General features: G+C 39.3%; 22 protein-coding genes and 1 pseudogene. 5 read left to right on the top strand and 18 right to left on the bottom strand.

Going from position 1 to position 25331, the window contains the following annotated elements; genetic code table 11:
- Window positions 1–67: 67 nt before the first annotated feature.
- The 8 genes from QUB80_RS16465 to QUB80_RS16430 all read right to left on the bottom strand — a co-directional run bounded on the left by QUB80_RS16465 (window position 68) and on the right by QUB80_RS16430 (window position 10904).
- Window positions 68–1828 (bottom strand): ABC transporter ATP-binding protein, encoded by a 1761-nt coding sequence (locus QUB80_RS16465; RefSeq protein WP_336622326.1) that lies wholly within the window; start codon window positions 1826–1828, stop codon window positions 68–70.
- Entirely contained in the window at window positions 1828–2820 is a 993-nt protein-coding gene (locus QUB80_RS16460) for a ferredoxin family protein (protein ID WP_502875301.1), read from the bottom strand. The genes QUB80_RS16465 and QUB80_RS16460 overlap by 1 nt, the downstream gene beginning before the upstream one ends.
- 8 nt (window positions 2821–2828) lie before the next feature.
- A complete protein-coding gene (locus tag QUB80_RS16455) occupies window positions 2829–3872 on the bottom strand; it encodes an iron-siderophore ABC transporter substrate-binding protein (protein ID WP_289790587.1) in 1044 nt (347 codons plus the stop codon).
- A 41-nt stretch (window positions 3873–3913) separates the two neighbouring features.
- A complete protein-coding gene (locus QUB80_RS16450; protein ID WP_289790586.1) occupies window positions 3914–6493 on the bottom strand; it encodes a TonB-dependent receptor in 2580 nt (859 codons plus the stop codon).
- Between the two features lie 235 nt (window positions 6494–6728).
- Window positions 6729–7706 (bottom strand): helix-turn-helix transcriptional regulator, encoded by a 978-nt coding sequence (locus tag QUB80_RS16445; RefSeq protein WP_289790585.1) that lies wholly within the window; start codon window positions 7704–7706, stop codon window positions 6729–6731.
- A gap of 121 nt (window positions 7707–7827) precedes the next feature.
- Window positions 7828–8829: a ferritin-like domain-containing protein gene (locus QUB80_RS16440; protein ID WP_289790584.1), complete on the bottom strand. Its 1002-nt coding sequence runs from the start codon at window positions 8827–8829 to the stop codon at window positions 7828–7830.
- 154 nt (window positions 8830–8983) lie between these two features.
- Complete coding sequence (locus QUB80_RS16435; protein ID WP_289790583.1) at window positions 8984–10069, bottom strand: aromatic ring-hydroxylating dioxygenase subunit alpha; 1086 nt, start codon at window positions 10067–10069, stop codon at window positions 8984–8986.
- Between the two features lie 76 nt (window positions 10070–10145).
- Entirely contained in the window at window positions 10146–10904 is a 759-nt protein-coding gene (locus tag QUB80_RS16430) for a hypothetical protein (protein WP_289790582.1), read from the bottom strand.
- A 422-nt stretch (window positions 10905–11326) separates the two neighbouring features.
- Between QUB80_RS16430 and QUB80_RS16425 the strand changes: the two genes are divergently transcribed.
- Together QUB80_RS16425 and QUB80_RS16420 are read left to right on the top strand one after the other, a co-directional pair.
- Window positions 11327–11887, top strand: coding sequence for a PM0630 family protein (locus tag QUB80_RS16425; RefSeq protein ID WP_289790581.1), 561 nt, complete (start codon window positions 11327–11329; stop codon window positions 11885–11887).
- Window positions 11888–12054: 167 nt separating this feature from the next.
- The gene (locus tag QUB80_RS16420) at window positions 12055–12675 is read left to right on the top strand and encodes a fasciclin domain-containing protein (protein WP_289790580.1); all 621 of its coding nucleotides are present in this window, start codon (window positions 12055–12057) and stop codon (window positions 12673–12675) included.
- 708 nt (window positions 12676–13383) lie between these two features.
- Here the strand turns inward: QUB80_RS16420 and QUB80_RS16415 are convergent.
- Genes QUB80_RS16415 through phnD form a run of 3 tightly spaced genes read right to left on the bottom strand, consistent with a single transcriptional unit; the run spans window position 13384 to window position 17200 of the window.
- On the bottom strand, window positions 13384–14490 hold the full coding sequence (locus QUB80_RS16415) for a glycolate oxidase (RefSeq protein WP_289790579.1): 1107 nt from the start codon (window positions 14488–14490) through the stop codon (window positions 13384–13386).
- 26 nt (window positions 14491–14516) lie between these two features.
- Complete coding sequence (locus QUB80_RS16410) at window positions 14517–16265, bottom strand: sensor histidine kinase (RefSeq protein WP_289790578.1); 1749 nt, start codon at window positions 16263–16265, stop codon at window positions 14517–14519.
- Window positions 16262–17200, bottom strand: coding sequence for a phosphate/phosphite/phosphonate ABC transporter substrate-binding protein (gene phnD / locus QUB80_RS16405; RefSeq protein WP_289790577.1), 939 nt, complete (start codon window positions 17198–17200; stop codon window positions 16262–16264). Before phnD ends, QUB80_RS16410 begins: the two co-directional genes overlap by 4 nt.
- Before the next feature lie 230 nt (window positions 17201–17430).
- Here phnD and pepE point away from each other — a divergent pair, with 230 nt between their 5' ends.
- On the top strand, window positions 17431–18165 hold the full coding sequence (pepE, locus tag QUB80_RS16400) for a dipeptidase PepE (RefSeq protein WP_289790576.1): 735 nt from the start codon (window positions 17431–17433) through the stop codon (window positions 18163–18165).
- Window positions 18166–18590: 425 nt separating this feature from the next.
- Here pepE and QUB80_RS16395 read toward each other — a convergent pair whose 3' ends face one another.
- Together QUB80_RS16395 and QUB80_RS16390 are read right to left on the bottom strand one after the other, a co-directional pair.
- Window positions 18591–19184 (bottom strand): HD domain-containing protein, encoded by a 594-nt coding sequence (locus tag QUB80_RS16395; protein ID WP_289790575.1) that lies wholly within the window; start codon window positions 19182–19184, stop codon window positions 18591–18593.
- Window positions 19185–19198: 14 nt separating this feature from the next.
- Window positions 19199–20230 carry a phosphotransferase gene (locus QUB80_RS16390; RefSeq protein ID WP_289790574.1) on the bottom strand — a complete coding sequence of 344 codons (1032 nt, stop codon included), beginning with the start codon at window positions 20228–20230 and terminating at the stop codon, window positions 19199–19201.
- A gap of 168 nt (window positions 20231–20398) precedes the next feature.
- Between QUB80_RS16390 and QUB80_RS16385 the strand changes: the two genes are divergently transcribed.
- Window positions 20399–20626, top strand: coding sequence for a hypothetical protein (locus QUB80_RS16385; RefSeq protein WP_289790573.1), 228 nt, complete (start codon window positions 20399–20401; stop codon window positions 20624–20626).
- 36 nt (window positions 20627–20662) lie between these two features.
- On the opposite strand, the gene QUB80_RS16380 is transcribed toward QUB80_RS16385, so the two are convergent.
- The 5 genes and pseudogenes from QUB80_RS16380 to QUB80_RS16360 form a co-directional block, all read right to left on the bottom strand.
- A complete protein-coding gene (locus QUB80_RS16380) occupies window positions 20663–21031 on the bottom strand; it encodes a pentapeptide repeat-containing protein (RefSeq protein WP_289790572.1) in 369 nt (122 codons plus the stop codon).
- Window positions 21013–21333 (bottom strand): annotated as a pseudogene (locus QUB80_RS16375) (hypothetical protein). Before QUB80_RS16375 ends, QUB80_RS16380 begins: the two are co-directional and overlap by 19 nt.
- 377 nt (window positions 21334–21710) lie before the next feature.
- Complete coding sequence (locus QUB80_RS16370; RefSeq protein WP_289790571.1) at window positions 21711–22043, bottom strand: hypothetical protein; 333 nt, start codon at window positions 22041–22043, stop codon at window positions 21711–21713.
- Between the two features lie 259 nt (window positions 22044–22302).
- Window positions 22303–22629 carry an SH3 domain-containing protein gene (locus QUB80_RS16365; protein WP_289790570.1) on the bottom strand — a complete coding sequence of 109 codons (327 nt, stop codon included), beginning with the start codon at window positions 22627–22629 and terminating at the stop codon, window positions 22303–22305.
- A gap of 659 nt (window positions 22630–23288) precedes the next feature.
- Complete coding sequence (locus QUB80_RS16360; protein ID WP_289790569.1) at window positions 23289–23693, bottom strand: helix-turn-helix domain-containing protein; 405 nt, start codon at window positions 23691–23693, stop codon at window positions 23289–23291.
- Between the two features lie 820 nt (window positions 23694–24513).
- On the opposite strand from QUB80_RS16360, the gene QUB80_RS16355 reads away from it, so the two are divergent.
- Window positions 24514–25296 carry a WecB/TagA/CpsF family glycosyltransferase gene (locus QUB80_RS16355; protein ID WP_289790568.1) on the top strand — a complete coding sequence of 261 codons (783 nt, stop codon included), beginning with the start codon at window positions 24514–24516 and terminating at the stop codon, window positions 25294–25296.
- Window positions 25297–25331 lie beyond the last annotated feature (35 nt).

Below are 25331 nucleotides of genomic sequence, written 5' to 3'. Positions count from 1 at the left end.
TTTGAAAATGACATACTCGCATCAATCAATGATTTTAATCATTGTTAATCATTTTTGAAATAACTTCTTAGGTTAATAAATTGGTTAGACCAGTTTGTAATAATTGAGCAAAACGTGAGTGAGGATTTTTTATTAATTCTTCTCGTTTACCGTATTCAATAATTTGACCTTGTTCCAAAATTAAGATTTGATTGGCTCTTTCTACAGTTGCTAAACGATGGGCAATAATAATGCCTGTACGTCCAGTTAATAAATTGTCTACAGCTTTTTCAATGAGTTTCTCTGTAATGGGATCGAGGCGAGAAGAGGCTTCATCTAGAATCACTAAACCGGGATCTTTGAGAAACACTCGCGTAAATGCTAGTAACTGTGCTTGTCCCGCAGATAAACCGCTGCTATCTGGCCCCAAGTTTGTATCTAAGCCTTGGGGTAATGAGTGCAACCATGTTGATAATCCCAATATTTCTAAGGTTTCATAGATGCGTTCGTCGCTAATGTTCTGGTTAAAAAAGGTGAGATTATTCCGAACTGTAGTTTGAAATAGTTGTACATCCTGAGTGACTAATCCCACTTTTTGAGGTAAATCTATTAAGGGAGTTTGGTCAATAAGTACACCTCCCAACCGAATTACGCCTGATTGAGGGTCATATAGCCTCAGTAATAACCGCGCTAGGGAAGATTTACCGCTACCTGTACGCCCCAGTAAACCCAATAGATGCCCAGCAGGTAAATTAAAGGATATATCTTGCAGTACTAAATCCTCAGTTCCCGATTCCCGCTCATTGTAGCTAAAGGAGACGTTCTCAAAAGTTACGGAAAGTGCGCCACCAGGAAGTTGCTTTTCACCTCCTGCACCGAGTTGAGATTTAACTTGAAATAAATCTTGAATGCGGTAAATACTGGCTTCTGCTTGTTGCAGGTCTTCGATTTGGTCGCGAATTTGCTGAATTGGTTCGCTCAAAAGAGTGGTGTAATAATACAGTAGATATACTGAACCGATAGTAATAATCTTTTGAGTCCAAAGGTAAGAACCTACACCCAAAGCGATCGCCTGACCTAAAGCAAAGATACCTACAGTTGTTGTCCACAGAGTTGTATCGGCGAAGCGTGCTTGTTGATAATTAGGCAACCAGCCTTGCAAAATTTTGTGGAAGCGTTGCATGACATAACTTCTAGCCCCATTGGCTCGAATATCCTCCATCCCCGCGAGTTGTTCACCGATGAAACCAAAAAACTCGGCACTGATTTGGCGATAAGTTCGCCAATAAGGAACAGCTATCGAACGCAGGCGAATTAAGATAAATAGCCCTGTCAAGGCAAACAATGCGATCGCTAAACCTGCTCGCCAATCTTCTGCAAACAGGACGATGACTATACCCAATATCAACAGCAAATTGCCCAAGATTTGAATGGTAAATTTCGAGAAAAATTGGGAAAGAGTGTGAACGTCTCCGTCTACTCGTTCTAGTAACTCACCGGGTGTAGAGAGTTTATGAAAGGATAAATCTAGTCTCAAACAATGCTCAACTAAATCAGCACGCAAGGCGTTAGTGGCTCTCCAAGCAACGTTTTCGCCGTAGTATGTGGCAGCAATTGTGATGACTTGAGTGATTAAAGCTACACCTATAAATAATAAGGCGGCGAGGAGTAAGTTTTGTCCAGAACCACCAGCTACGGCTGTGTCAATGAAATAGCGCAGAATTTGGGGGTTGACTAATTGTAATCCGATGCTAACCAGGAGGGCGATCGCAAACTTGAAAACCCTTCCCTTTTGAGGTTTGAGATAATCTACGAGTAATTTCCAGTATTGCTGTAGTCCAATTTTCATCATGCCAATTTCACTAGACTACTGACGCGATACTGCTTGACTTCCTCTAAAGATGGCTGTTGTGCTGAGTTCCAGGCTGTGATTACAGAGCCTTTGACCTCTACCCTCGCTTCATAAGCACTGCTGATACTTCCATCCACCGTAGTGAAATCAATGCGAACATCAGCCCATTCTTTGTTAATTTCATCACTTGCTAAAACTTGACCTGCTTTATGATATTCGAGCCACCTCCAGCCTTCTTGCATCCAAATCTCTCGTTCGGCAATTTGTTCAAATTTAGATAAACCACCCCATCCCCGGTAGTATGGGTAAAGTTCTCTCACGGAACCATTACGTCGTACTAATAAATCTAAAATTTCTGGCTGCAAATGTCCCCAGTATTGTCCTTGGGGTAAATCAACTAAGGTAGGGGCAAACTGGTGTCCACCAAAATGACTGCATCGCCAAACACGCAGGTTACTGTTTGCAGCAGCGTATTCAGAACGCAATTTTTGATAAATTGGATAACCAAATCTGCTACAAGCCGCATCAACATTGCCATGGGTGCAAACGAGTAACTCTCGAATGTGGTTTGTTTGTTGGCGATACTGTATAAAATTTGGTAGTTCTTCTGGTTGTTTGAGTAAAGCTAATGCCAAAGAGCCAACTAAAGCATGAGGTACGATAAACTCGTGCTTCTCAAATTGGGCAAAAAATTTGGCTGGTCGGCGATAGTATAATACACGAGTGTAATCTGGATGAGAGTATTCTTTGTCTGGTGCGATCGCTAGTTGTCGAATTTTTCCACCACACTGCCAAACAAAATTCAATGCTTCTAATACACCCTGCGGCATGGGGTTAGGCTCAATCCAAATGTTAATTGGCCAGGGTTGTGCAGCTTCAATAATTAAGTATTGTTCTACAACTATGGCTGAACCGATGGGATTTTCACCATTTGCTTGGGATATCTCGGAACAGAAATGGCAATTGTTGCGAGTCTTGTTGATAGAGATATTCATGATTACTTCACTAGATACTTAAATAAATCATCAATAACGGCATTCGCTGCGATCGGGCCATCACCAAACCAGTATTCTGGCACTTCGTAAACTTGATTTTGTTGCACTGCTTTGAGGGTAGACCAAAGCGGATCGGCTTTGAGTTTTTCCTTTTGCGCTTGTGACTGTTGAGCGATCGCATTCTGATGGCCGTAAGACCAGAGGAAAATCACATCTCCATCAGCACTTTGTAATTTTTCTCGGCTAATTGTGTACTGAATTTCAGTTCCAAATAAAGTTTTAGCTTCCTCTGCGTTGAGATTCTGGGAGGAGGCACGAGATAACCCCGCATCGGCGACGATAGTGCCACAAAAAGAATCTTTGAGATAGAGACTTACCTGGTTTGGATAGACTCGAACAATTGAGACTTTGAGTTGGTTTGCCTGATTGCCTATTTGTTGCTTGAATTCCTCCAGTCGCGCATAGTAATCGTTCATGACTTGCTCTGATTCTGCTGTTTTTCCCAACACTTGTGCATAGCGTCTGAAGAATTGTTTCCAATCACCACTATGTTTAAATGGAATCAAAATTGTTGGCGCAATACTTGACAGAACACTGTAGCTACCATCAAGAAAGTCTCCACCTAAAATGAGATCCGGCTTTAATGCCAAAATTTTTTCTAGACTCGGTGCATTAATTGCCCCAATATTCTCGATCCCTGCAATTTTGTCCTTTAGATAAGCTTTGTTATCTATTCCATCGCTACCAATGGGCTTTACTCCCAGACTCAGGGCATAATCCAAACTGCCAAGTACAACAGTACGTTGCGGGTTAATGGAAACGCAAGTTTTCCCCATTGCATATTTGATAACACGACAGTTTGCCGTAGAAAAGGAACTATCAAACTTAGTTACAGTATCAGCAGTTTGGTTGTTGCAGGCAGAAACCATAAAAACAATTAGGGTGCCAAGCAAAGATAGTAAAACTACGTGATAGAGTTTTTTGCACATTTCCGGCTCATCTCTCTTTTGCCATTTTCGGGAGAGAAAAATAGGGAGTAATTTCACAAGCAAGAGTAAAACTGACTAGTTTCACGCAGACTATCCTTTTAAAACTCTACTGCTACTGTACCAATGACGGTAAAAGGCTCACCAGGAATAATGGCTGACCTAAAGCTGTCAGTCGTGCGGATGTACTGAACATCGAAAAGGTTTTTGAAATTAAGAGCAGCTCTCCAATTATCTGTACGGAAAAAAATAGATGCGTCTGTACGGACATAGCTAGGTACTTGGAATGTATTTTCCAGATCGCCTTCGCGCTCTCCCACAAAAAATACCCCAACTCCAAACCCTAATCCTTGAAGATTTCCTGTTTGAATTTCATAGGTAGTCCAAAGGCTAGCTGCATTGTAAGGAACGTTACTCAATCTATTGCCCTCAAGTCCCGCATTACTTTTGGTAACTTTGGCATCAGTATAGGCATAGGAAGCGATAATATTCCATCCAGGAAGAATCTCTCCGGCAACATCAAACTCGATTCCCCTACTTCTCTGTTCCCCTACAGCAACACTGAATCCTGGGTTAGCTAGATCTGTAGTAGCAACATTGGACTTAGTGATTTCATAGGCTGCTATATTAGTTACCAGTTTGCTATTAAGGAATTCACCTCGAATACCCACTTCGTACTGCTGACCACGCTCTGGTTCTAGGAAAGAACCATCAAATCTAGTGGCAAAATTTGGTTGAAATGATTGGCTGTAGCTAGCGTAGAGCGAGATTTCCTGAATTGGTTGGTATACCATACCAACACGGGGAGTAAAAGCTTCATCGTATTGGTTGGATGTAGTATTACTTAGATTATTTTTGCTCTCTTGGTCTACAATATCAAACCGTCCACCAACTACCAATTTCAAATTGTTCGTCAGCGCCATCTGATCTTGCAAAAAGATACCTAACAAATTTGTACTATTGTTGTTATCACGCACTACATTTGTCAGTTCTGAAAGATTGGGTCTTGGTATTTGGTTGTAAACAGGGTTAAAAATATTGATGCTTGGGGTCAAACCTGCTGGTAATCGTTTTTGTGTTCCTTCAAAAGTAGTTCTAGACAAATCAACGCCAAATAGAAGAGTATGTTCTACAAAACCAGTTTTGAACTTACCAGTTAAATCGGTTTGCATCCCATATCTTTTGGCAATATCATCATTAGATCTGAAATTTCTTTGTAATTCTCCCGTTTCCTCATCCAGGATAACTGGCTCGGCACGGTAGTCAAAAGTATCAGTTGACAGGAATCGAAATGCGTTACGGAGTTTCCAATTTTCGTTGAAACGATGCTCTAACTGATAGTTAGCATTAACTTCTTCTAGCCTAATAACATCATCTGGTTCACCCAAAAGACGGTGATAGGGGATATCAGCAACTCCATTACCAATAGCTATCAAACCACGGTCAAAAGGTCGTTCATCGTTCAAGTAACTAAATCCCAGAGTTAAATCTGTTTGCTTGCCGATTTGCCAGCTAACTACAGGTGTAATAAAGGTGCGCTGAATACGTTGATCAAAATCGCGGAAAGAACCTGAGTTTTGGTAAACCGTATTCAGTCGATAGCGTAAAGTTTTGTCAGGATTTAAAGGATCTGATATATCTAATGCACCTCGATAGAACGAGTAGTTTCCTATTTCCACCTCAGCTGAATAAAACGGCTCAAACAAAGGTTTTTTAGTAACCAGATTAATCACTCCTCCTGGTTCGAGATTGCCGTACAAAACTGAAGCTGGGCCCTTGAGGACTTCTACTCGCTCCAAATTGGCAGTTTCGTTGAACCCACCAACATTTGTAATACCAAAACCATCTTGTAAAATGTTTCTAAAAAAACCAGAGAAACCGCGAATGTTAAAGCCGTCTCTCGTATTAGCAAAACTTCCATCAGGGACAACTCCACTCACGTTACGAACCGCTTCATCTAATCTGATAACTTTCTGGTCTTGCAACACCTGTTCGGGAACTACCTGAATTGATTGGGGGATGTCACGTAGCGGTGTATTAGTTCTGGTGGCAGTTGTAGCATCAATTACGGTGTATGTGTCTTGCTCACCCGTTACTACCAATTCAATCGGTTCATCCTGCTGCGCTGATGGCTCTTCTAACCCCTCCCCTTCCCCTCCCCTTGGTAAGGGGAGGGGTGCCGTAGGTGGGGTGGGGTTTTGCATTGCAGTTGCCGCAGGTATAAAACCTAAAATCAAACCTTCATCAGTGTCAAACAACTCAACTGTTGGCAACCCTGTTTTACCCGTGACTGTCACCCTGATAGTATTGGCATCAAAGTTTGTAACCTTTATCTCAGTAATTCCCTCAACTGGGTTTTGGGAACTGAATGTGAAAGCATTACCACTGAGTAAACGTAGTTGAGCATTAGGAATATCTGCAATAAAGTTATTTTCGGCACTGCGATTTGTGATTTGCAACTGTTCTCCTTGAGAAGTTTGTAAAATTACCTCCACACCTTTGTCAGTGGGATTCACCTTGACTCCCGTCACCTGAATTTGTAATTGAGCATTGGGAACTGAAGATTGGGAAATGTTTTGTATGGGAGTAGGCGTTTGTCCCTCTTGTGCTCTTGCTGTGTGAATCATCAACCCCCAAACAATACCCGTCGTCAAAACCAGTCTTTGCAGTCGATGCGACATAACTCCACGTACCAAAGTGGCAAAAATGATAAAAATTCCTATACAAAATAGTCTGTAACCTACAAAACTTCTTTGCACAGATGAAATAAATAGCACCTCTACTAGCAGTTATGAGAAGCAACAAACTATTGACAGTTAAGAATCTTTATTAAAAAGCTTATAGAAATCTCTTTGGCTATGGAACTAGACAAGGTTATTCAAACGGAATTTTTTGTCACGTAAACGGAATTTTTTACTATTGCCCACAATCGCTAGGACTGATCCCAAATTTTCGTTTAAATGCAGTAGCAAAACTTTTGCTGTTAGTGTATCCTATTGCTTTTGCAACTTCAGTGACATTCATCCTGTCTTCCTGTAATAACAGCCGCGCTTGTTCCATCCGTAAGTCATAGAGATAGCCAAATACTGTTGTGCCAAAGACTAACTTAAATCCCTGTTTTAGCGTACAGTCATTCAAACCGACTAGCCGTGCTAATTCCATCAAAGAAGGGGGATTATTCAAATTTTTGTGTAAAATTTCCTTAGCGTACTGAATACACTCAACTTTATCGGGTTTTAACGATAAATCTTCTTTGCTACTGTCTTGTAATTCTAGTTCTTGCTCTAATAGCAACGCCATCAACTCTAAAGCTTTCCCTTCAAAATACATTCTTTTTACAGCACCTTGATATGGACAATTTAAAATTTGGTGCAGTACAGCTTGCATTGCTGGAGTTTTTGTGCCAGTTCGGGTATAGCACTCATAAATGGGCTTTTTAATCAAGTGGTGTAATTTTTGTGATATTTCTCCTGACTCATCCCCTGCTAATACACGAAATATATTTGGGTTTATATGTACATTAATCTCCAAAAATCTTTGCTCATTTGACTGTTGACAGCTTCCTTGTGGATATGTACCACTACCACAAAGGCTATATTGCCCAGGCATCAAACTAGTCTCTTCACTGCTCCAACTTCCTGAGAACAAAAAGCTATATTGTACTGGATGGGGGCGATCTGGTAGTTGCATGATGAGGTTATCTCGTAACTGATAGCTAGATATCTCTAACTCCAAACCCTGTTGCAATTTAATTGCACGAAGATACCCTTCACCAAGTTCTTGAGGATACTTCCAAATCACATCAAACTTATCTGCTGGGTCAAAATTTTGTCTAGTCTCATCAACTTCCCTAAACAGTTCCCAGAATGCTTGATACGAGATGCTGATAGTCATTATGTATATGTACTTGACTTTACAGTTGTTTATATACAATCAGCATACATTATCTTGAAGCTTAAAGATAATATTTCTCATTTATCAGAAACAACTATCTTTAGAGGGCGCTCGAATACAACTAACTGCTAACTCCTGAAAATACACATTTATTTGCTGGAAAAGGCTGGAATGCTCCCCGCACCTCTAGTTCTTCGACTATTACTTCTGCATTTGGAGAACGCATAAGCGATCGCAAAAGTTGCAAACGAGTCCCACTATGAATTTCTGTATCTAATTCTTCAAAAATCTTGACTTTCTGTGCTGGGGAGAGATATCCTTTCACTTTTTCAATTGCTGCAACCACACTTTGAGGCCCCACTTGCACCATCTGTAAAAATAATGCTAGCGTTTCAATCATCGTTTGTTGGCTGGATTTAGTCACAGCTACCCGATCAAACAAAGTCACGCCCGTACTGTGATGGCGACTCTCGTCTTGCAGAAACCCCCACAACACCGCACTTAAATCTGAACTGTGACAGTCTTTGGCAAGACTGCGGTAATGGCTTAAACCCCATCCTTCTAGTACAACTTGCAGTATAAACAACAGCACTGATTTATCAGGGTTTTCAACTAAATCACCAAGCAAGCGCAAGAATGGATCATCCGTTCCTACAAGTTCTGAAGTATCTATAAATTGACTAATCTGCGCCAGATGGGTAACTTCATCACCACTGAAAAGAGCGTACAGCATTCGCTCCTCAGTAGTTTCTGCCAGCGTTACCATTTTTGCCATGTATCCCACACCAGCTTGTTCAATAAAGTAAGCTTCTTCTAGCAGTCCCAAATTACAAAGCTGTAGAATTTCTATCTGTTCCTCTACACAGGCTTCTCTAAAAATTTTGACTCTATTTAAACCAAAATGTTTAGCATCCCAATAAGAGGACAAAGGGACAAGGGGACAACCAGACAAGGAGAAAAACTTTCCACTCTGCCTTGTTGCTCCCCTGCTCCCCTGCTCCCCTGCTCCCACTCTTATTACCTTCCCTAATCTACTTTCGAGTGCTGAAGATAGCACGCGATGCAACTTGTCTTGTGTATGTGCATGGGGTAAATCAAATCCGGCAATTTTATGATTAGTCATTGGTTATTAGTCAATTAGTCATTGGTTAGTGGTTAGTGGTTAGTGGTTGGCTCTCCCCAGCCTCAAGAACTCCCCCAGCTCCCCCAGCTTCCCCATCTCCCACTCTCTTTGTCTCCTTGTCCCCGTGTCCTCTTCCCCGTTCCCTGCTCCCTACTCAATCATTCATCTCCCTTACTTTTCCTTGTCTCCAAGTCTCCCCATCACCCCATCTCGCCATTACTAGCTGCCAGTTTCCCCAAGCAAGGGCTTTCTGTTTCTCAACGTGTTGGATAAACTGAAGAATGGATAAGTCTGCCTTAATAGGGGTTTTTAAGTCAAACTTAATTGTTTGGAAAATTCTGGTGTCACCCTTGGCGAAGTAGTTGCCTACTAAATTAGTTAGCCAAAGCACAATTCGATTCAACAACCAACCGTGAATACCCTGGCGCTTCTTGGTAATTAGTATAGTTTGACCTTCAGTTTTTCCCCCTTCTAAAAGGCGCAGGGCAAACATGATGTGGAAATGCAAAAAATCGGGGCCTACAGTTACCGTACCAGTGCTGCCATACCAATAGCACATACTATAGGTAACAGCATTTTTGTAGAAAGGACGAATTAGCTTTAAGAATAAAGAATTATCACCTCCGCGTGTGGTGTTGTTAAAAATAACGGCGTTTTCGTTCACCTCATGTTTCTCAAAAACTATATCTACTGGGAAGTTATGAACTGTATTGAAGTGATGGGCATCAATAGCGTTAATCATCACGACGTTGGGGTGACAGTTTTTAACAAAACGCGCACTAAAGGCGGTATCGCATTCTGCGTCTGCCAATTCTGGAACAAAGGGCAGGGGTTGTTGTGGAGTTTTGCCAGTCCAAATCCAAATCATTCCATACTTTTCGGCAGTAGGCCAAGTTTTTAGCTTGATGGGAAGTGTTTCTCCCAAACAAGGGACATCAACACAACTGCCATCAGCATCAAATTTCCAGTTGTGGAAAAAGCAACGGAGTCCATTATCCTCGACTTTGCCTTCAGCCAGGTGAGCGCCCATATGTGGACAGTAGGCATCAAAAGTAACTACTTTGCCGTCTTTGCCACGGTAAATAGCTAATTCTCTGCCTAAAAGAGTCAGAGGTTTTACCTGGTTCACACGCAGCTTGTGGGAAGGAATAGCCCAGTACCATCCCTCGATAAAACGCTCTGGATTATTAAAATTTTTGGTTTGGCGATTCGAGTTAACAGGCTGCGAGTTAACGTTCATTTTAATAGTTTTACTAGGGCGGAATCGGCTGATTATATAATTCTCAATTACAAAAAAGTGTTCCGTTAAATAATGATTAGGAAACTATAGAAGCTAATCTGGGTTTATCTTTACATATTTCTGTTGCTGAATAAGCTGCAAACCACATTCGTCTACCGGCACGGGTAAGGTTCTGTTCACTAATTTCTGTTAGACAAACCAACTCATCTCCTTGAAGATGATTGGGGTTACGCATCTGGAAGAACTGGATGTGGGGATCTTGCAGTCTTTCTGGGGGAATGCCTTGCAGTGACTCACGCAGAATTTGCGGATGGGGAAAGCGAACTACTCCAGCTTGTTGATCGTAGTACCTACCGAAGCGATCGCACGCCAAAAACTCTAGCAAGCGTGAAGTATATTCCGGTGTTGGTGTATCGTATCTAGGGTAAAATTCCTGCCAAAAAATCGGCAAAAAACGATAGGTACGATAGCCACTCGATATCAGCAGCCAGTAGAGTTTTCCTTGACAATAGTCACAACGAAGCTGGTTGACTGAGGTGATCCAAGCACGAGACAGTATTGAACTTGACCAGGCACTAGGATCTATAATCGTATCTCCGGAGTAAACAACGCTGAGACTTTCACCCTCAAATTTAGTTTCATAGATTAAAAGCGTAGAAAAACCTTGCATTTTTTCTACTTTTTCATCTTTGAAAAGAATAACCCAGTTTTTATTTGTTAAATCTGCATCAAAAATATTTCGCTTCACACCCCTAAAGTGAGTGCTAAGAAGCAAGTACATATCCTCCGTATCTTCTTTGGATAAATCTTTAGTGCTAATTAAGTAGCTCTTCATCACTTTTTTCTAACAAATTATGCCGTTCCATTATATGAACTGTAATATTTGTTTTGATAGAGCTATAAAGTTTTGTGTCAGAAAAATAACTGTCTTAGGGACTAGGAATGCTTGAAGAGGAGGGTGGAGAGGTGGGGAAAATATTTCTGCGTTTCCTCTTCTTCCCAATCCCCAGTACCTAGTACCCAATCACTAATCTTACTGATAGCGATGGAGTTTATAAGTGGACACCATGCATCCATTTAAGGAAACTTACTCTATTCACATTACTAACCTAAAAAACCGGAAGATTTCTGGAAAGATACAATTATAATCGGCGGTTTGATCAGAAATTTTTTTGATACAACAAAACTGTTAGAAGTGTATCTGAAAAAGGAGTTTTATCATGCATCAATAAATATCACTTTAATATTAGAAAAACTATGCGATCAAGAATTTGGGTTTCTGGCTTTTTCCTAGCTTTTTCCTGGTTAATATCTCCAGCGATCGCTGGTGTAACAGTCGATATTCCTGAGAAATGGGCGAGCAACACCACACCATCCTCTCCTGCTAGCACTACAAAACCGATTACTGTCACCAAAGCTGAGTTTGGGGTTCTCAGGCAAGAAAAGAGTGGAAAAGTTACATTGATCCCAACAAAGAAAATACCACTCCAAGAAGGAGTTAAATATGGTTGGCGTCTTCACCTCAAAGACTACAAAGGCGAAGTAACATGGCGAGAAGTACTGCAATTACCAGAACCCCCCCAAACCTGGGGTACAACCAGCACTGAAAACTTTTCATTATCAGCAGATGGCACCGCAGCACAGACAAAACGCAAAGATTCCGCGAAAGATGGTGTGATTAAAAATTCTTGGACGATCGCTTCTGGTGATCCATTAGGTAAACATACTATAGAGGTTTATATTGGCGATCGCAACGTTGCTACTTTTGAATTTGAAGTAGTTCCACCAAAGCGAGAGAAACCAGCTACCAATAGTTGATAAGCTTTGAAAAGTTATGTCGTCATTTGATTTTGAATTTTGGATTAGCTCCACAGATCAACTTGGGGGCTTGTACCTTCAAAAAAGTATCAGTCAGATTGAGGGATTTTTTGTTGGCCTCATTAACTTTTGTAAAACAAGATAGTTAGCTTGATTTTGAGAGAATTATGAAAACAAGCAAAGGTAATTTCCGAAAAACTTTGTTGAGTATTTTTGGTGTGGGTAGTCTTTTTGCTTTATCTGCTTGCAGTCAACCGACGGCAGATAATACAACTACTCCTTCGATTAGCTCACCCATCGCTGGAGCTTCTCCAGCTAACACTACACCCATAAAGGAAACTCCTGCTGGTACAACTGCAAACCAAACTTTTGCAGAACTTGCACAGTCACCAGCCAGCCAAGGATCTTTTAAGACTTTAACAAAAGCAGTAGCAGCAGCTGGCTTAACCGAGCAATTGTCTGCAAAAGGCCCTTATACTGTATTTGCACCTACTGATGCTGCTTTTAACGCTCTACCAAAAGGTACTGTAGAAAATCTTCTCAAACCAGAAAATAAGCAACAGTTAGTCAGGCTTCTTACTTACCATGTTGTACCAGGGCAAGTCACCTCCAGTCAATTTACATCTGGAGACGTAAAAACAGTTGAGGGTTCTCCTGTCAAAGTCAAAGTAAACAGTACTAATAACGCAATCACTGTAAACGATGCCAGAGTAACTCAGGCAGACATTCTAGCTAAAAATGGTGTTATTCACATCGTTGACAAAGTAATTCTGCCTCCGAAATCATAAGTAAGTCTCGACTCTCATCAAGCCGCACCATTGGATGAAGAGAGCCACCGGCTCTATTTTCGTTACCAGGTTGAACCTGGTAACGAGGGTTTCGAGGCTTTGCTTGGTGGCTGTTGAGACTGCTGCAAGATATGAATTTACTAAGTTTGTATAGGTAGGTGATTCTTAATGACTGTAATATATTCAATTTAATGTAAAAATAAATTATAAAATTCCAACTGTTTACATTCCATAGCTAAAGATTTATGTTGATTGTACTGTACTCAATTGAAATTTACTCAATCTTTTAATCTGAGGTTTTATTCTTTTATATCCCCTATTGTTAGAGAATCGGGGGATATATATTTTGTTTATGTCAAAAGCAGAAAAAACTCTCCAAGGGCTAGACTCGAAGAGTTCAATAATGGGTAAATGTTAAGGGAAATCAGTAAGTGAACCAACCAGAGAAGACTACAATAACTCTCATGTCACTCAGCTACTAAATACAATTATCTTCAATATTACGAAAATTGAGCATCAATATTAATAATGGAATCATGTTGATTCATAGTCTCTTACAGTAAGAGAATATAGACAGAATTTGAAGCTAGAGTGAACAAGAGCTTTCGCGCAAGCGTAAAGATATTAATAATATCTAGTTATGTAGTAATCCTAAATGATTCATGAACAAAAATATTCAATGGCTAATAGCTAATAGCCTTTTGACTATTAACTATTGATGGTCAATAAACTAGTATCAATATCTTGTAATTTTGCACAACCACTTAATGCCATTGCCACATCTAGTTCATCGCGTAAAATTTCAATAACATCAGCTACACCCGCCTCTCCTGCCAAAGCTAATCCCCACAAGACTGGACGACCTATTAGTACAGCTTTCGCTCCCAATGCGATCGCTTTCATGACATCAGTACCTCTACGGATACCACCGTCTAAAAGCACTTCAGCACGTCCATCTACAGCCGCTACCACTTCAGCCAACGCATCCAAAGAAGCGATCGCTCCGTCTAATTGACGCCCACCGTGATTGGAAACTATTATCGCCTTGGCACCGCACTCAACAGCACGGGCAGCATCATCACCCCGTAAAATTCCTTTAATTACCAATGGCAGGGGGCATAAAGATTGCAACCATTCCAAATCGCGCCAAGTTACCGCTGCATCTAACTGCCGAGCAAAATAAGTAAATAATCCAGATTCTCCCTGCTCAATAGGAATATTGAGTTCCGATAGATTAGTAAGGTTACCAAGTTGCAAACCTGGTGGTAAAGTAAATTGGTTGCGTGTATCTCGTTCCCGACGTCCGAGTACAGGTGCATCCACAGTTACACATAGAGCATTGTAACCTGCCGCATAAGCACGCTCTACCAAAGCACGAGTCAGTTCGCGATCGCGATGAATATATAATTGAAACCACAAGGGTGCTGTAGGATTTAGCGGGTGATAAGCATCTGCCACATCTTCCATACTTTGAGTTGACAGCGTACTCAACACCATGCCTACACCTGCCTTTGATGCAGTAGTTGCTGTTGCTAATTCTCCCTCTCGATGGGCAAGGCACTGAAATGCCATCGGAGCAATCAACAGTGGTATTTGTAGGGGTTGATTCAACACTGTGGTTGCCAAAAGGCGATCGCTCACATCTACCATTATACGCGGACGCAGTTTAATTCTGTTAAAAGCAGCTCGGTTATCTCGCAATGTGATTTCATCCCAAGCACCACTTGAGTAGTAATCCCAAGTCATCTGAGATAGACACTTCTTCGCTTGCTTTTCGTACTCAAATAAATTCAGCAGTTTGTTTATCTCTCCCATCTCCCTAGCCTGCCACTGTAACAATTTTAAAGAGAGATGGTGTTATGTAGCGACTGTCGATAATTTTTTTGACATAAGGAAATTTCAATCCAGAACTCTGTTCCTTTCCCTAATTCTGACTCACACCGCAGCACGCCTGCGTGTTTTTCCACAATAATTTTATAGCTAATTGATAAACCTAACCCTGTTCCTTGACCTACAGGTTTAGTAGTAAAAAATGGATCGAACAGCTTGCGCTTTACCTCTGGAGTCATACCTGAACCATTGTCAGCAATTAGCACCACCACTCTGTTATTATTCACAAGCTCGGTACGAATTGTAATTTTGCTAGGGTTATTGCTAATCTCCTGTTGGGAGCGCTTCTGATTGTAACTATCCAAAGCATCAATAGCATTACTAATAATATTCATAAACACCTGATTCAATTGCCCTGGATAGCACTCTACTAAAGGTAAGTTGCCATACTCCTTAATAATTTCAATCGCTGAATGTTCTGATCTAGCTTTGAGACGATTTTGTAAAATCAGTAGAGTACTGTCTATACCTTCGTGAATATCGACTGCTTTCATCTCTGCCTCATCTAGGCGGGAGAAGTTGCGTAAAGACAGGACAATATCCTTAATTCGTTGAGTTCCCATTTTCATAGAACTGAGTATTTTGGGCATATCTTCAACAAGAAACTCTAACTCGATATCCTCAGCCTTCTGCTGAATTTTCTGTTTTGGATTGGGGTACTCTTGTTGGTAAAGGTATAATATTTCTAGCAAGCCCTTAGTATATTCATTTACGTGAGCAATATTACCGTGAATAAAGTTAACGGGATTGTTAATTTCATGTGCTACCCCTGCTACAAGTTGACCAAGGCTAGACATTTTCTCGGTTTGAATCAGTTGAGATTGAGTTTTCTGGAGTTCGTGTAAGGCTTGCTGGAGTTCTGCCTCTGCCTCTTTTCGTTCAGTAATTTCGGTTTCTAAGCTGTCATTAAGTTTACTCAATTCCTGACTGCGCTCAACCAAGACATTGTAGGATTCAGCAAGTTTGTCTGCCATACGGTTAAATTCGTTAGAAACTTGCTCAATTTCATCACCACTTTGAATGTTCAGACGGTATTCTAAATCACCAGCACCAATTGCTGTAGCTCCCGCCTGTAATTTGTGCAAGGATTGGATTACCGGACGCAAGATGAAGAAAAACTTACTAACAAAAATAGCCAGGATAAGAAATACAATCCCATAGGAAAAAAAATGTGAAATTTGCTGAACTTGTTGTAATTCTTGTTTAGCCAAGTGCATTTGCTTGCGGGAATTTTCAATCAACTCATCTAAAAAGAAGTCAATATCTCTATCAAAAGCATTAATGGCGCGAAAATCTTGTTGAGAATCTGCCAAAGATGTTTCTGATTTGACAGTTGCCAAATTTGTCAGTTGTGTTCCCAAGTGAACAAGAAATTCATGACGGCGACGAACGTTCTCTATTTCAGGAGACTGGGGCAATAGTTTTTCCAACTCCTCAAGATCTTCAAACCAATTTTGTTGATGCTTTTGTATGTCTGAGTGTTGACTTTTGAGGAACACATAGTCTTTCAGTGCTTGGACTTCATATGCTACATCTGCCTCTAATTTCCAAGCTAATTCAATAGTACGGCTGGCTTGCTCCAACTTCTTGTGAGCAGAAGTTTCCATTTGGTTACGCCAGATTGTACTCCCACCCAAGACAACAGCAATCAGCCCGACAAAAAAAGCAGAAGCACCTATAAATTTAGTAGAAATATTCATTTTGCCCCCTGAGAATTGAGATGAAGTTGTACCCGCAGTTGCTCAATCGGTGCATAATCTGATGCCACAACCAAGGTGTAACCAGCTGCTTGAGTACCGACGATGTCTTCCATGCCTGCGGGAGTGTTAAGGAATGCTCGTTTTAACTCTTTAATCAGTTCTGGGGGTAATTTTTTGGAAACTAGCATGGGTGAATGAGGAACAGGAGCAGACTCCCAAAGGATTCTGGAGTTTTCGGGAGTCAGCTTGCCAATTTTCTGCCGTTTGATGTAAGAAGGAATGTTAGTAGCAACTGCATCGACAAGCCCATCTTCGAGCATTGCTTCGGTTTTGGCGTGAGTTCCAGGAAAGATAACTTGGGCAAAGTCACGCTCAGGTTTAATCCCTTGCTTTGTCAAGGCTGCAAGTGGCATGAGATAGCCAGATGTAGACGATTTACTGACAAATGCAACTCGCTTACCCTTCAAGTCTTGTAGCGTCTGAATCGGACTATTTTTGTTGACGATAATTGCAGCTCTATACCAAGGTCTTCCTGTATATTTATCAATGGGAGCAACTAAAGGTTCAACCTCTGCACCCCGCTCCAGTGCTTCAAAGTAAGACACGGCTCCTACATAAGCCATATCTATTTTCTCTTCTACCAACCAATCAACTACTTCTTTGTAATCCTTGGCAATTTGGAAATCTACCTGTTGTCTCAGTTCTTTTTCTAGATATTCATCCAACGGTTTAATCATCCGTTGTTGTTCTGCCTGACTTTGAGTTGGTAACACTCCTATTTTGAGTTTTTGCTTGTTGTCTTTACTATCTAAACTTTCTTGCTCGCTTGTAGCTGTGTTAGATTCTGGAACAGTACAGCTCGGAGCTAAGAAAGCAAACATGACAGCTAATACAAGAAATATTTTATTAGAAACTTTTGGTAATGATAAATGCATTTTTCAAATACTATTAGATTTCAGTAATTTAATATCTCGTTCTCTCTTGATGGAGGATTAATGTTATGTTTCCCAAACTAACTACACAATTCACAATTTTGATATTTTGTAATGATTGAGGAAATCTTTTAAACTTTTATGTCCACTGTAATCTGCATTCCTCGATAGAAATGCAGGTGGTAAGGCCACAGTTACACATAGAGAAGTTATAGTGTCAGTAATAAAGTCTTATGCACAAAAGATTATTATTGCTTAGTAACTCAACTAACCTTGGTGAAGATTATCTTTTGTATGCCCGCCAAGAAATTCAGAAATTTTTAGGAGCATCTGTTAAAAAAGTTTTGTTTATACCCTTTGCAGGTGTGACTTTAACTTTTGATGCATATACCGAAAAAGTTGGCAAAGTCTTTAAAGATATAGGTTATGAGATTGAAGCTATTCATCTAGCTGATAATGATTATCAAGTAATTAAACAAGCAGAAGCTATAGTTATTGGTGGTGGTAATACTTTTCACCTAGCTCACTGGCTACACAAAACCCAAGTTATCGAAATAATCAAAGAAATAATAAATAATGGAATACCTTATATTGGCTGGAGTGCAGGCTCAAATATCGCTTGTCCGACAATCAAAACCACCAACGATATGCCAATCATTGAGCCGATAAGTTTTAACGGATTAAATATAGTTCCTTTTCAGATCAATCCTCACTATACGGATGCAGTTATTCCCAATCACAACGGAGAAACAAGGGAAGCGAGAATAAGAGAATTTTTAGTTGTCAATCCTGATATTTATGTTGTGGGTTTAAAAGAAGGAACTATGTTAAAAGTTGAAAGTTCATCAATGAAATTAGTTGGCAATAAAACAATGCGTTTATTCAAGTTTGGAGAACCAATTGTTGAATATGATGTTAATTCCAATCTTGATTTTCTTTTAGACTCTCAACTTGCACCTCGCCCCTAAATCGCCAGGAACTTAAGTTCCTGGCTTAGAGCTACTGTCAGTTAAAACTGACTGAAAATATTATCTAGTCTGATTAATCAGACTTTAGCTTTTAGCCAAGAAATTTATTTCTTGGCTAGCAAGAGCGTAGATGCAAGATATAAAATAATAAATCGAGATAAATGGTGCGTTGCGCTTCGCTATAACGCACCCTACTGGCCTGTCTAGGCTAAAATAGTGCATTAAACCTCTTGCACTCATTCTATTTTCAAATAATTCGACCACGGATGCACACAGATGGACACAGATTTTATCCGTGTTTATCGGTGTCCATCCGTGGTTGTAATTAACCGAGATTGCGATCGCTGCAAGAAGTCCATAATATAGGTAGTCAACTTCTGTTCAGACAGCGCTACTACAAATTCTTAAAAATTGGGGTTCTGATTCTATTTATCTCTTAATTCTTCTAGCATTTGAAATATAGCTTTTAGTTGCGGTGCTGCAAATTTCTGATTAGCTGATGCAAAAAATTCAAATAAATTAGCTAATCCTTGATGTTCGTAGACGCTTGCTTGTAAAATCATCTCTAGTCGGTCAATTTGCCGAATAAATTGTGCTTCAATAGTCTCTCCCTGCTCGTATTCTTCCCATAAAGCAATCCATTCTAATCCTTTGTTAAGTTTACCTAATACTTGCAATATCGACTGTTTTTCTAGTTGATATTTTTGAGCTAATTCAATTCCATCATGTGGTGTAAAATCACCAGCATAGATTTCTCCCAAATCATGGATTAAAGCGATACGAATTACTTTTGTTTTATCTAATTCCAATGAGTACTCCTCAGCTAAAAATAAAGCTAACAAAGCAACACTAAATGAGTGTTCGGCAACACTCTCACAATACTTTGGTTCTATACCGTGTCTGAGCCAACCCTGACGATAAAGTTGTTTGAGGTGATTAAACTCAAAATAAGCTTCGATAATAGGCAGAGTTTTCTTGCCTTCTAAAAGAGCAATAGGTAAAGGAGCTTTTGTATGCATTATTCCTATTCTTCTTAATTAAATCTCGCAGCTAAATCACTCATTAACTGAGCGGTGTTTTCTGCCAACCAATTTTCTAGCACCAGCATTCTCGCTACTCCATCTAATACACTTTGGTAAGTCACTTTTCTCTCAAGTAACCACCCTGTCCAATAAACGATACAACTTGCCTGCTGCAAGCGCCAAACTAATGTTAGTGCTTCTACTTCCAATTGTGAAAGAGAAATATATTCGGCATAGCCAGTACTAAAAGCTTTGATAAATTCCCAACGAGGTGCCTCCTGCCCAGGCGATCGCGTAAAGTGATCGACTGCCGCAATATAGTCTATTAACCGTAAGTCTGAAGTAGCAAACTCGAAGTCCAAAATCCCAACTACACGGTTGTTTGCTAGCAAAACATTGGGAGACAGAAAATCTGCATGAGTTGTCTGAACTGGAAGCATTTTGTATAGGCTAGGTGCAGCCTCCAGAACTTCAGTTAAAATTTTGATAACTCGTTGTTGCTGTGTTAGTGGTAATTCAAGTAACCGTGGTACTTCAAATGGATCTGGCACTAATGGATGAATGTGATATAGATCCCCCCACGCAGGTAACTGAGCCATCTGCCCCTCTATATCAAACCCAGCCAAGACATGATGCAGTTCTCCCAACGCCTTACCAACAGCGTAGGTGTGAGTAAGATTGGTGCGATCGCTCTTATTTCCTAAAATCAATGGCAGCAGAGCAACTCGCAACGAGCAGTCATCTCGATTAACCACAAGCAGTGTTTCACCCGATGCGGTTGGGATTGGAGCCGGAACAGCAAACGACAAATTCAATTTTTTCAGATGGGTTAGTAACAAGTGTTCGTACTGAATTTGAGCAGTGGTTGTGGAATCGTTATACAACTTGAAGACAAAATTGCCTGCCTGCGTCTTCACAAAATAAGTTGTGTTAACTGTACCTTCATTTGTTGGTTGCACTATCACACCATCAACAAATAACCATGCATCAAGTAGTGCGATCGCATCTTGCTTCGACAACCGCGAGTTTTGAGAATTTTCCATTACTAGGTAACACAGGTTGAATATTTCCGGGCTAATTCTTGTGCAAGATTCTCATCAGCAGAGTTCATAAAAAATTTTTCTTATTCCTTCTGTCATTTTCCAGTTGAGATACATAATTTACTCTTTGGCAGTTGTATCTATATTTAACAAGCTGTTCAGAGCAAGACAATGCGAATCTACTGGAAGCCAATTATTATTGAAGTACTATTAGAAGTTCTGCTGGAACTCGCTCCTGGCAGCTTGGGAGTTTTGGCAACTTTCACCGAGTATTTAGTTGAATCTACTTGGGAAACTAGTAAGGCTTCTATTCAACTAGTTTTGGATCAGATCAATTACCAAGTTGATTGGAAATTACCTTATATTTCCCAAGTAGTTGCATCTCCAGCTATTTCTTAATCAAAGCTCCCCATGACTCACTCTTCAAGCTGATTTTTAAATCTTTCGCATATTTTTGCTCATTGGATCAAATCCCCAAGAAAATTTGGTGCTGTCGTCGTAGCAAGCTCCTGTTAAATTCGCTTCAAATAGCTTAGTATAATGTAACCTTGCTCCGCGCAGATTCGCGTCTACTAACTTTGCACCACTGAGGTTAGTTCTAGTTAAATTTGCTTTCGCCAGGTTAGCTCCACTCAAATTTGCTCCCCATAGTTTAGCTTTAGCTAGGTTAGCACCACTCAAATCTGCTGCATACAAATTGATGCCAACTAAATTTGCTCCAATTAACTTGGCATTAGCTAAATTGACTGCGGTGAAATCTCTTTCTCCTGCGGCATAACGCCGAATTAATTCATTGGCATCCATAATTCTTCTACCTTCATCAGCAAATTAGAAGCAATTTCCTCCCATTCTCGATCTAGCCCGGCGTAAAATTCTGGTTTGCCACAGCGTCTTTACCAATAGCGGGCATTACTCAAATCTCCTTCTTTTCTGTGCAGATAGGCATGAACCCAAGCACTATCAGCATCATTAGCATTTTGGACTATTTCATGAGCTTTGTCCCAGTTACCTTTGTAGTCATACCACAGAGCTTGCAGTGGTTTGGGCAGCGATTGAGGGGGTTTTTGCTGTTTTTCGATTAATTGTTGAAATTCTTTTGCTATCATCATCTTTCCCTAATGAATAAGCTCAAAATTGTATAACTTGTATTGTTAATTTTCATCAAACCCTGGGTGCAGGTTTTGCAACCCACTTTTAAGACACAAGTTATATATGCGAAGCCAATAGAGCTTCTATTCATCACTTTATCAACGACTACAGATGATTAGATGCAAAAGTAAGACAATATAATTTTTGATACTCTAATCCGGCAGGCGATCGCTCAAATTTTCCTGCGTTTCTTTGTTAACCATAATAAATAATAAACCAATAGGAAAAGGAAGACAAGGAGGATGAACATAGCAGTATATGTCCTCTTTCCTTGCCTTCCCACAGAGCATGAGAAAAATAAAGGGTGATATTATCAGGAAAAAGTCTGATTTCCTTACTCACACGCCATATGTAATGCACCCATAATTGAAGTGTGCAATTGAGTATCAGCAATTGCATTTGACTTTTCAATAGCATATTGCCAGCTTATATTTTCTTTATAGGGCTTATTTATCTTGAGTTGTCCTAAATCATGGATGACTTGCTGCCGCTCTACACCAATTTTTTTGAGAAAACTATTTGTAGTCTGTCCGTTTGACATAGCTGTAACAACTGCACAGACTTCCTCACGACTGGGCGAAGTCATCTGCTGTGCATCTACAAGTAATAATGCAACTAGGGGAGTGACAATTGTAATTGCAGACATCATAAAATCATTGGAGTTCATCACACCACAGCTCCAATCTCAAGTTTGAATTGTTAAGTCATGATCTGAGGTTGGCACTTTTGTACCAGGATTCTCATACAATCCGTCCTCATTAACGAAAATCGCCGATAAAACCAGCGCAATTGTTCATGTGCAGATTCTCAAAATTAATTTTTCAGTCAGCCAATCTGGATCAATCATTCAGATTAGAAAGTACTTTGTCCTTTAAATGATTAAGACTAGATCAAAGAAATAAGAAATTTATAAAAGTTGCTTGGAATTACCATAATCCTTGAATAACATTATTATCATCAGATTCAGAAGAGTTCTCCCCAGGATTTTGCATAGATAAGTAGGCAGTTTCCACCCAACCTTCTCCACCCAGTTCACCAATGATTTTTGCCCAGTCACCTTTTTGCTCGACAATTTCCACGCGATCGCCCTCTCTGAGAATAAAAATTGAACGATATTCTGTACCTGGGCCAGTGCGTATATTTAGGTGACGTGAGGTTACAACACCAGTCTCGCCAGCCATAATAGCAGACCATGAACCTACACCAAATATAAATCCTGCAATACAGGCAGTAACTAAATTTTTGAGTTGCATATTCTTCAATTACCCAACAAACTTGAATCCTAAAGTTTGAAACATTCCGAAAGATTATTGATAACTTTTATATTCTTCTTAGGAAAATTCGCTCTTAAATTTGATTTAAATAGATTTAGTAGTACTTCCATCCCATTATTTTAGATAGCAGTCATGCTAGTGTATTGTTGTTTCAAATCTAGCAATAATAAATAAGAAATTTATAATTATTTTCTAACAAATTTATAAATCAAAAGTAAAAAATATATGTAGACGACAAGAATGTCAGTGATAATGATAACTTCCATCCTTGTCTCAAGTCTCACCTGCATATCATAGCTATATCTTCACCTCTTGAGAAAAAATAAAAAAGTTATAAGCTCAATGTAAAACTAACTATAATTTATATAACAGCAGCATAATCTTGATTCGGTCAATATGATAGAAAGCATGAAAATGCAACAGCTAAAAGCTTATAAAAGTTACTTTAGCTGACTATATAAAAATGAAACTCTCCTACTATTTTTATGAAGCTTCAATGTTTTATTGTTTAAGAATGAGAAAAGAACATCTGAGTTCTCAATTGACTACAATGCACTAATCACTATTAGATACTAAAGTTGCTATCAAGATTTGACTTTCTGCTAAATGTATAAAATATTAGCATCTTAGCCCAATGCTTATACGAATATTTCCATCTTAGCTTCTAAGGTTGTATTCACTGGTGTAGAAGGTTTTTTTTTACGTTTTAAGTTCATCTGCTGTAGTATACGTCCCATAGTGGAACGACTGACTTTTACTTGTATTTTTTGATATAGAAGTTCGCACAACTCATCTAAAGTAGCATCCTTGTTTTCAGTTACTAATTGTCTTAGTTCCTCTATCTGTGTTGAAGTCAACAGTCTTGGTTTGCCTCCACCATGCGGTTTTTTAGCTACCGTTCCTTCTTTTCGATAGCGTCTAAGCAGCGATTGCACGAAGCTTTTGCTAACACCAAAGCGTTTAGCCAACTGACGTTGTGAAATCTTCTCTTTTTTGTAGATTTCAAGAATTTTTTGCCGTAAATCTAATGAGTAAGCTTTCATTTTTAGACTTGGAACAAATAGTCTTACGCTATATTGAAAATCTTGTCATTTGCCAAACTTCAAGCTTATAGTTATGTGATATCTAACCTAACCATCTGTCTAAAAACAGTAGTTAATCAGGTTAAAATGTACAATAACTAGTAAAAAAAGCGATTCAGGCTATTTTGCCAATCAAAACACTACATTAGACAGAAAGTAGTGCAAATAAGTAAGAAGTTTATAAGAAGAAAATATTTAAACTATTGCATTGGACTTAATCAATTAGGAAGCATTAACCTAATCAATTTTTACTAATTTTGTGTTCGGTAGCTAATTTTGTGTTAAATATTGATAAGGATTTGATTGATACTTGAAGAAAGTAACCTCTAGCTTAAAAATTTCCTCTGCTACGTTCAATAAAAACAAACTGTGTAAGCTTTTGTATGTTGCAATATGAAGTGGTTAAAGTCTGTAAGTACAGATTTCGCCTATTTACCATAGTGTGAACTTTTTCTGGCTTCACGCAAAGACCGCAAAAAATTGAGGCTTATCGGTGAAAAACCATGTATGCCTCAATCGAGGATTCCTGTTTTTCAATACTTGGTAATACTTTCTCTTGTTTGACACTAACAATCTGAACAATTCTCGCAAAAATGTCAATGATGATAATTGGCTAAAAATTTATATGTAAAATTTAGTCAACTAACAAATGTAACAGTATGACAACTGCCAAAACTATTGTCTTATGTCTTGCTGAGTTTTTCGTCTTGAAAATATTATTCACCTCATAACAGCAATAGTTAATTACGCAGAATTAGGGTAGAGCATTAGGAAGACAAAAATGAAGAGAGTGAGAGTATTAAATATCGAAATTAGCAATCTAACATTACAGGAAGTATTGCAAAGTCTAAAATCTGGTATTGTGTTTACACCTAATGTAGACCATTTAATTAGGTTGCAACATGATTGTGAGTTTTTTAATGTTTATAACATTGCTGACTATAAATTATGTGATAGTAAGATTCTAATTTATGCATCTCGTTTTTTAGGTAAATCAATACAAGAGCGAATCGCAGGTTCCGATTTTTTTCCTGCCTTTTGTAATTATCACAAAGATAATCATCAAATTAAAATCTTTTTATTAGGAGGAGTTAATGGTGTTGCTGCAATAGCTCAAGAGCGAATTAATAGTAAGTTAGAAAGGAATATTGTTGTAGATTCTTACTCTCCATCCTGGGGATTTGAGAACAATGAGCAAGAGTGTCAGAAAATTATTGAATTGATTAATAGCTCTGGTGCAACAGTATTAGCAGTTGGAGTTGGCTCACCAAAACAAGAAAAATGGATTTATAAATACAGAAATCAACTACCAAATGTCAAAATCTTTATGGCAATAGGTACGACTATCAATTTTGAAGCAGGCAAACTTAAAAGAGCTCCAAAATGGATGAGAGAAGTAGGATTAGAGTGGTTATATAGATTAATTTTAGAGCCAAAAAGATTGTGGAAGAGATACTTGGTAGATGATATACCCTTTTTGTGGTTGATTCTCAAACAAAAACTGAATTTATATAAAATGCCATTTGTTCAAAAGCACATTTCTGAATTATATGAAAGCTCATAGAGAATAGATAATTATTACTTTGACTCATTGCTTGA

Origin of the sequence: Chlorogloeopsis sp. ULAP01 (genome assembly GCF_030381805.1) — a bacterium.
Classification (GTDB): Bacteria; Cyanobacteriota; Cyanobacteriia; order Cyanobacteriales; family Nostocaceae; genus Chlorogloeopsis.
The sequence above is the reverse complement of the archived record's forward strand: the minus strand, read 5'-3'. Positions and strand labels throughout refer to the sequence as shown.

What these genes read in the sequence shown, in the direction of transcription:
- QUB80_RS16465 (WP_336622326.1), bottom strand. Translation starts at nt 1,828, where the DNA reads ATGAAAATTGGACTACAGCAATACTGGAAATTACTCGTAGATTATCTC.
- QUB80_RS16450 (WP_289790586.1), bottom strand. Translation starts at nt 6,493, where the DNA reads ATGTCGCATCGACTGCAAAGACTGGTTTTGACGACGGGTATTGTTTGG.
- QUB80_RS16445 (WP_289790585.1), bottom strand. Translation starts at nt 7,706, where the DNA reads ATGACTATCAGCATCTCGTATCAAGCATTCTGGGAACTGTTTAGGGAA.
- QUB80_RS16440 (WP_289790584.1), bottom strand. Translation starts at nt 8,829, where the DNA reads ATGACTAATCATAAAATTGCCGGATTTGATTTACCCCATGCACATACA.
- QUB80_RS16435 (WP_289790583.1), bottom strand. Translation starts at nt 10,069, where the DNA reads ATGAACGTTAACTCGCAGCCTGTTAACTCGAATCGCCAAACCAAAAAT.
- QUB80_RS16430 (WP_289790582.1), bottom strand. Translation starts at nt 10,904, where the DNA reads ATGAAGAGCTACTTAATTAGCACTAAAGATTTATCCAAAGAAGATACG.
- QUB80_RS16425 (WP_289790581.1), top strand. Translation starts at nt 11,327, where the DNA reads ATGCGATCAAGAATTTGGGTTTCTGGCTTTTTCCTAGCTTTTTCCTGG.
- QUB80_RS16420 (WP_289790580.1), top strand. Translation starts at nt 12,055, where the DNA reads ATGAAAACAAGCAAAGGTAATTTCCGAAAAACTTTGTTGAGTATTTTT.
- QUB80_RS16415 (WP_289790579.1), bottom strand. Translation starts at nt 14,490, where the DNA reads ATGGGAGAGATAAACAAACTGCTGAATTTATTTGAGTACGAAAAGCAA.
- QUB80_RS16410 (WP_289790578.1), bottom strand. Translation starts at nt 16,265, where the DNA reads ATGAATATTTCTACTAAATTTATAGGTGCTTCTGCTTTTTTTGTCGGG.
- phnD (WP_289790577.1), bottom strand. Translation starts at nt 17,200, where the DNA reads ATGCATTTATCATTACCAAAAGTTTCTAATAAAATATTTCTTGTATTA.
- pepE (WP_289790576.1), top strand. Translation starts at nt 17,431, where the DNA reads ATGCACAAAAGATTATTATTGCTTAGTAACTCAACTAACCTTGGTGAA.
- QUB80_RS16395 (WP_289790575.1), bottom strand. Translation starts at nt 19,184, where the DNA reads ATGCATACAAAAGCTCCTTTACCTATTGCTCTTTTAGAAGGCAAGAAA.
- QUB80_RS16390 (WP_289790574.1), bottom strand. Translation starts at nt 20,230, where the DNA reads ATGGAAAATTCTCAAAACTCGCGGTTGTCGAAGCAAGATGCGATCGCA.
- QUB80_RS16385 (WP_289790573.1), top strand. Translation starts at nt 20,399, where the DNA reads ATGCGAATCTACTGGAAGCCAATTATTATTGAAGTACTATTAGAAGTT.
- QUB80_RS16380 (WP_289790572.1), bottom strand. Translation starts at nt 21,031, where the DNA reads ATGGATGCCAATGAATTAATTCGGCGTTATGCCGCAGGAGAAAGAGAT.
- QUB80_RS16370 (WP_289790571.1), bottom strand. Translation starts at nt 22,043, where the DNA reads ATGAACTCCAATGATTTTATGATGTCTGCAATTACAATTGTCACTCCC.
- QUB80_RS16365 (WP_289790570.1), bottom strand. Translation starts at nt 22,629, where the DNA reads ATGCAACTCAAAAATTTAGTTACTGCCTGTATTGCAGGATTTATATTT.
- QUB80_RS16360 (WP_289790569.1), bottom strand. Translation starts at nt 23,693, where the DNA reads ATGAAAGCTTACTCATTAGATTTACGGCAAAAAATTCTTGAAATCTAC.
- QUB80_RS16355 (WP_289790568.1), top strand. Translation starts at nt 24,514, where the DNA reads ATGAAGAGAGTGAGAGTATTAAATATCGAAATTAGCAATCTAACATTA.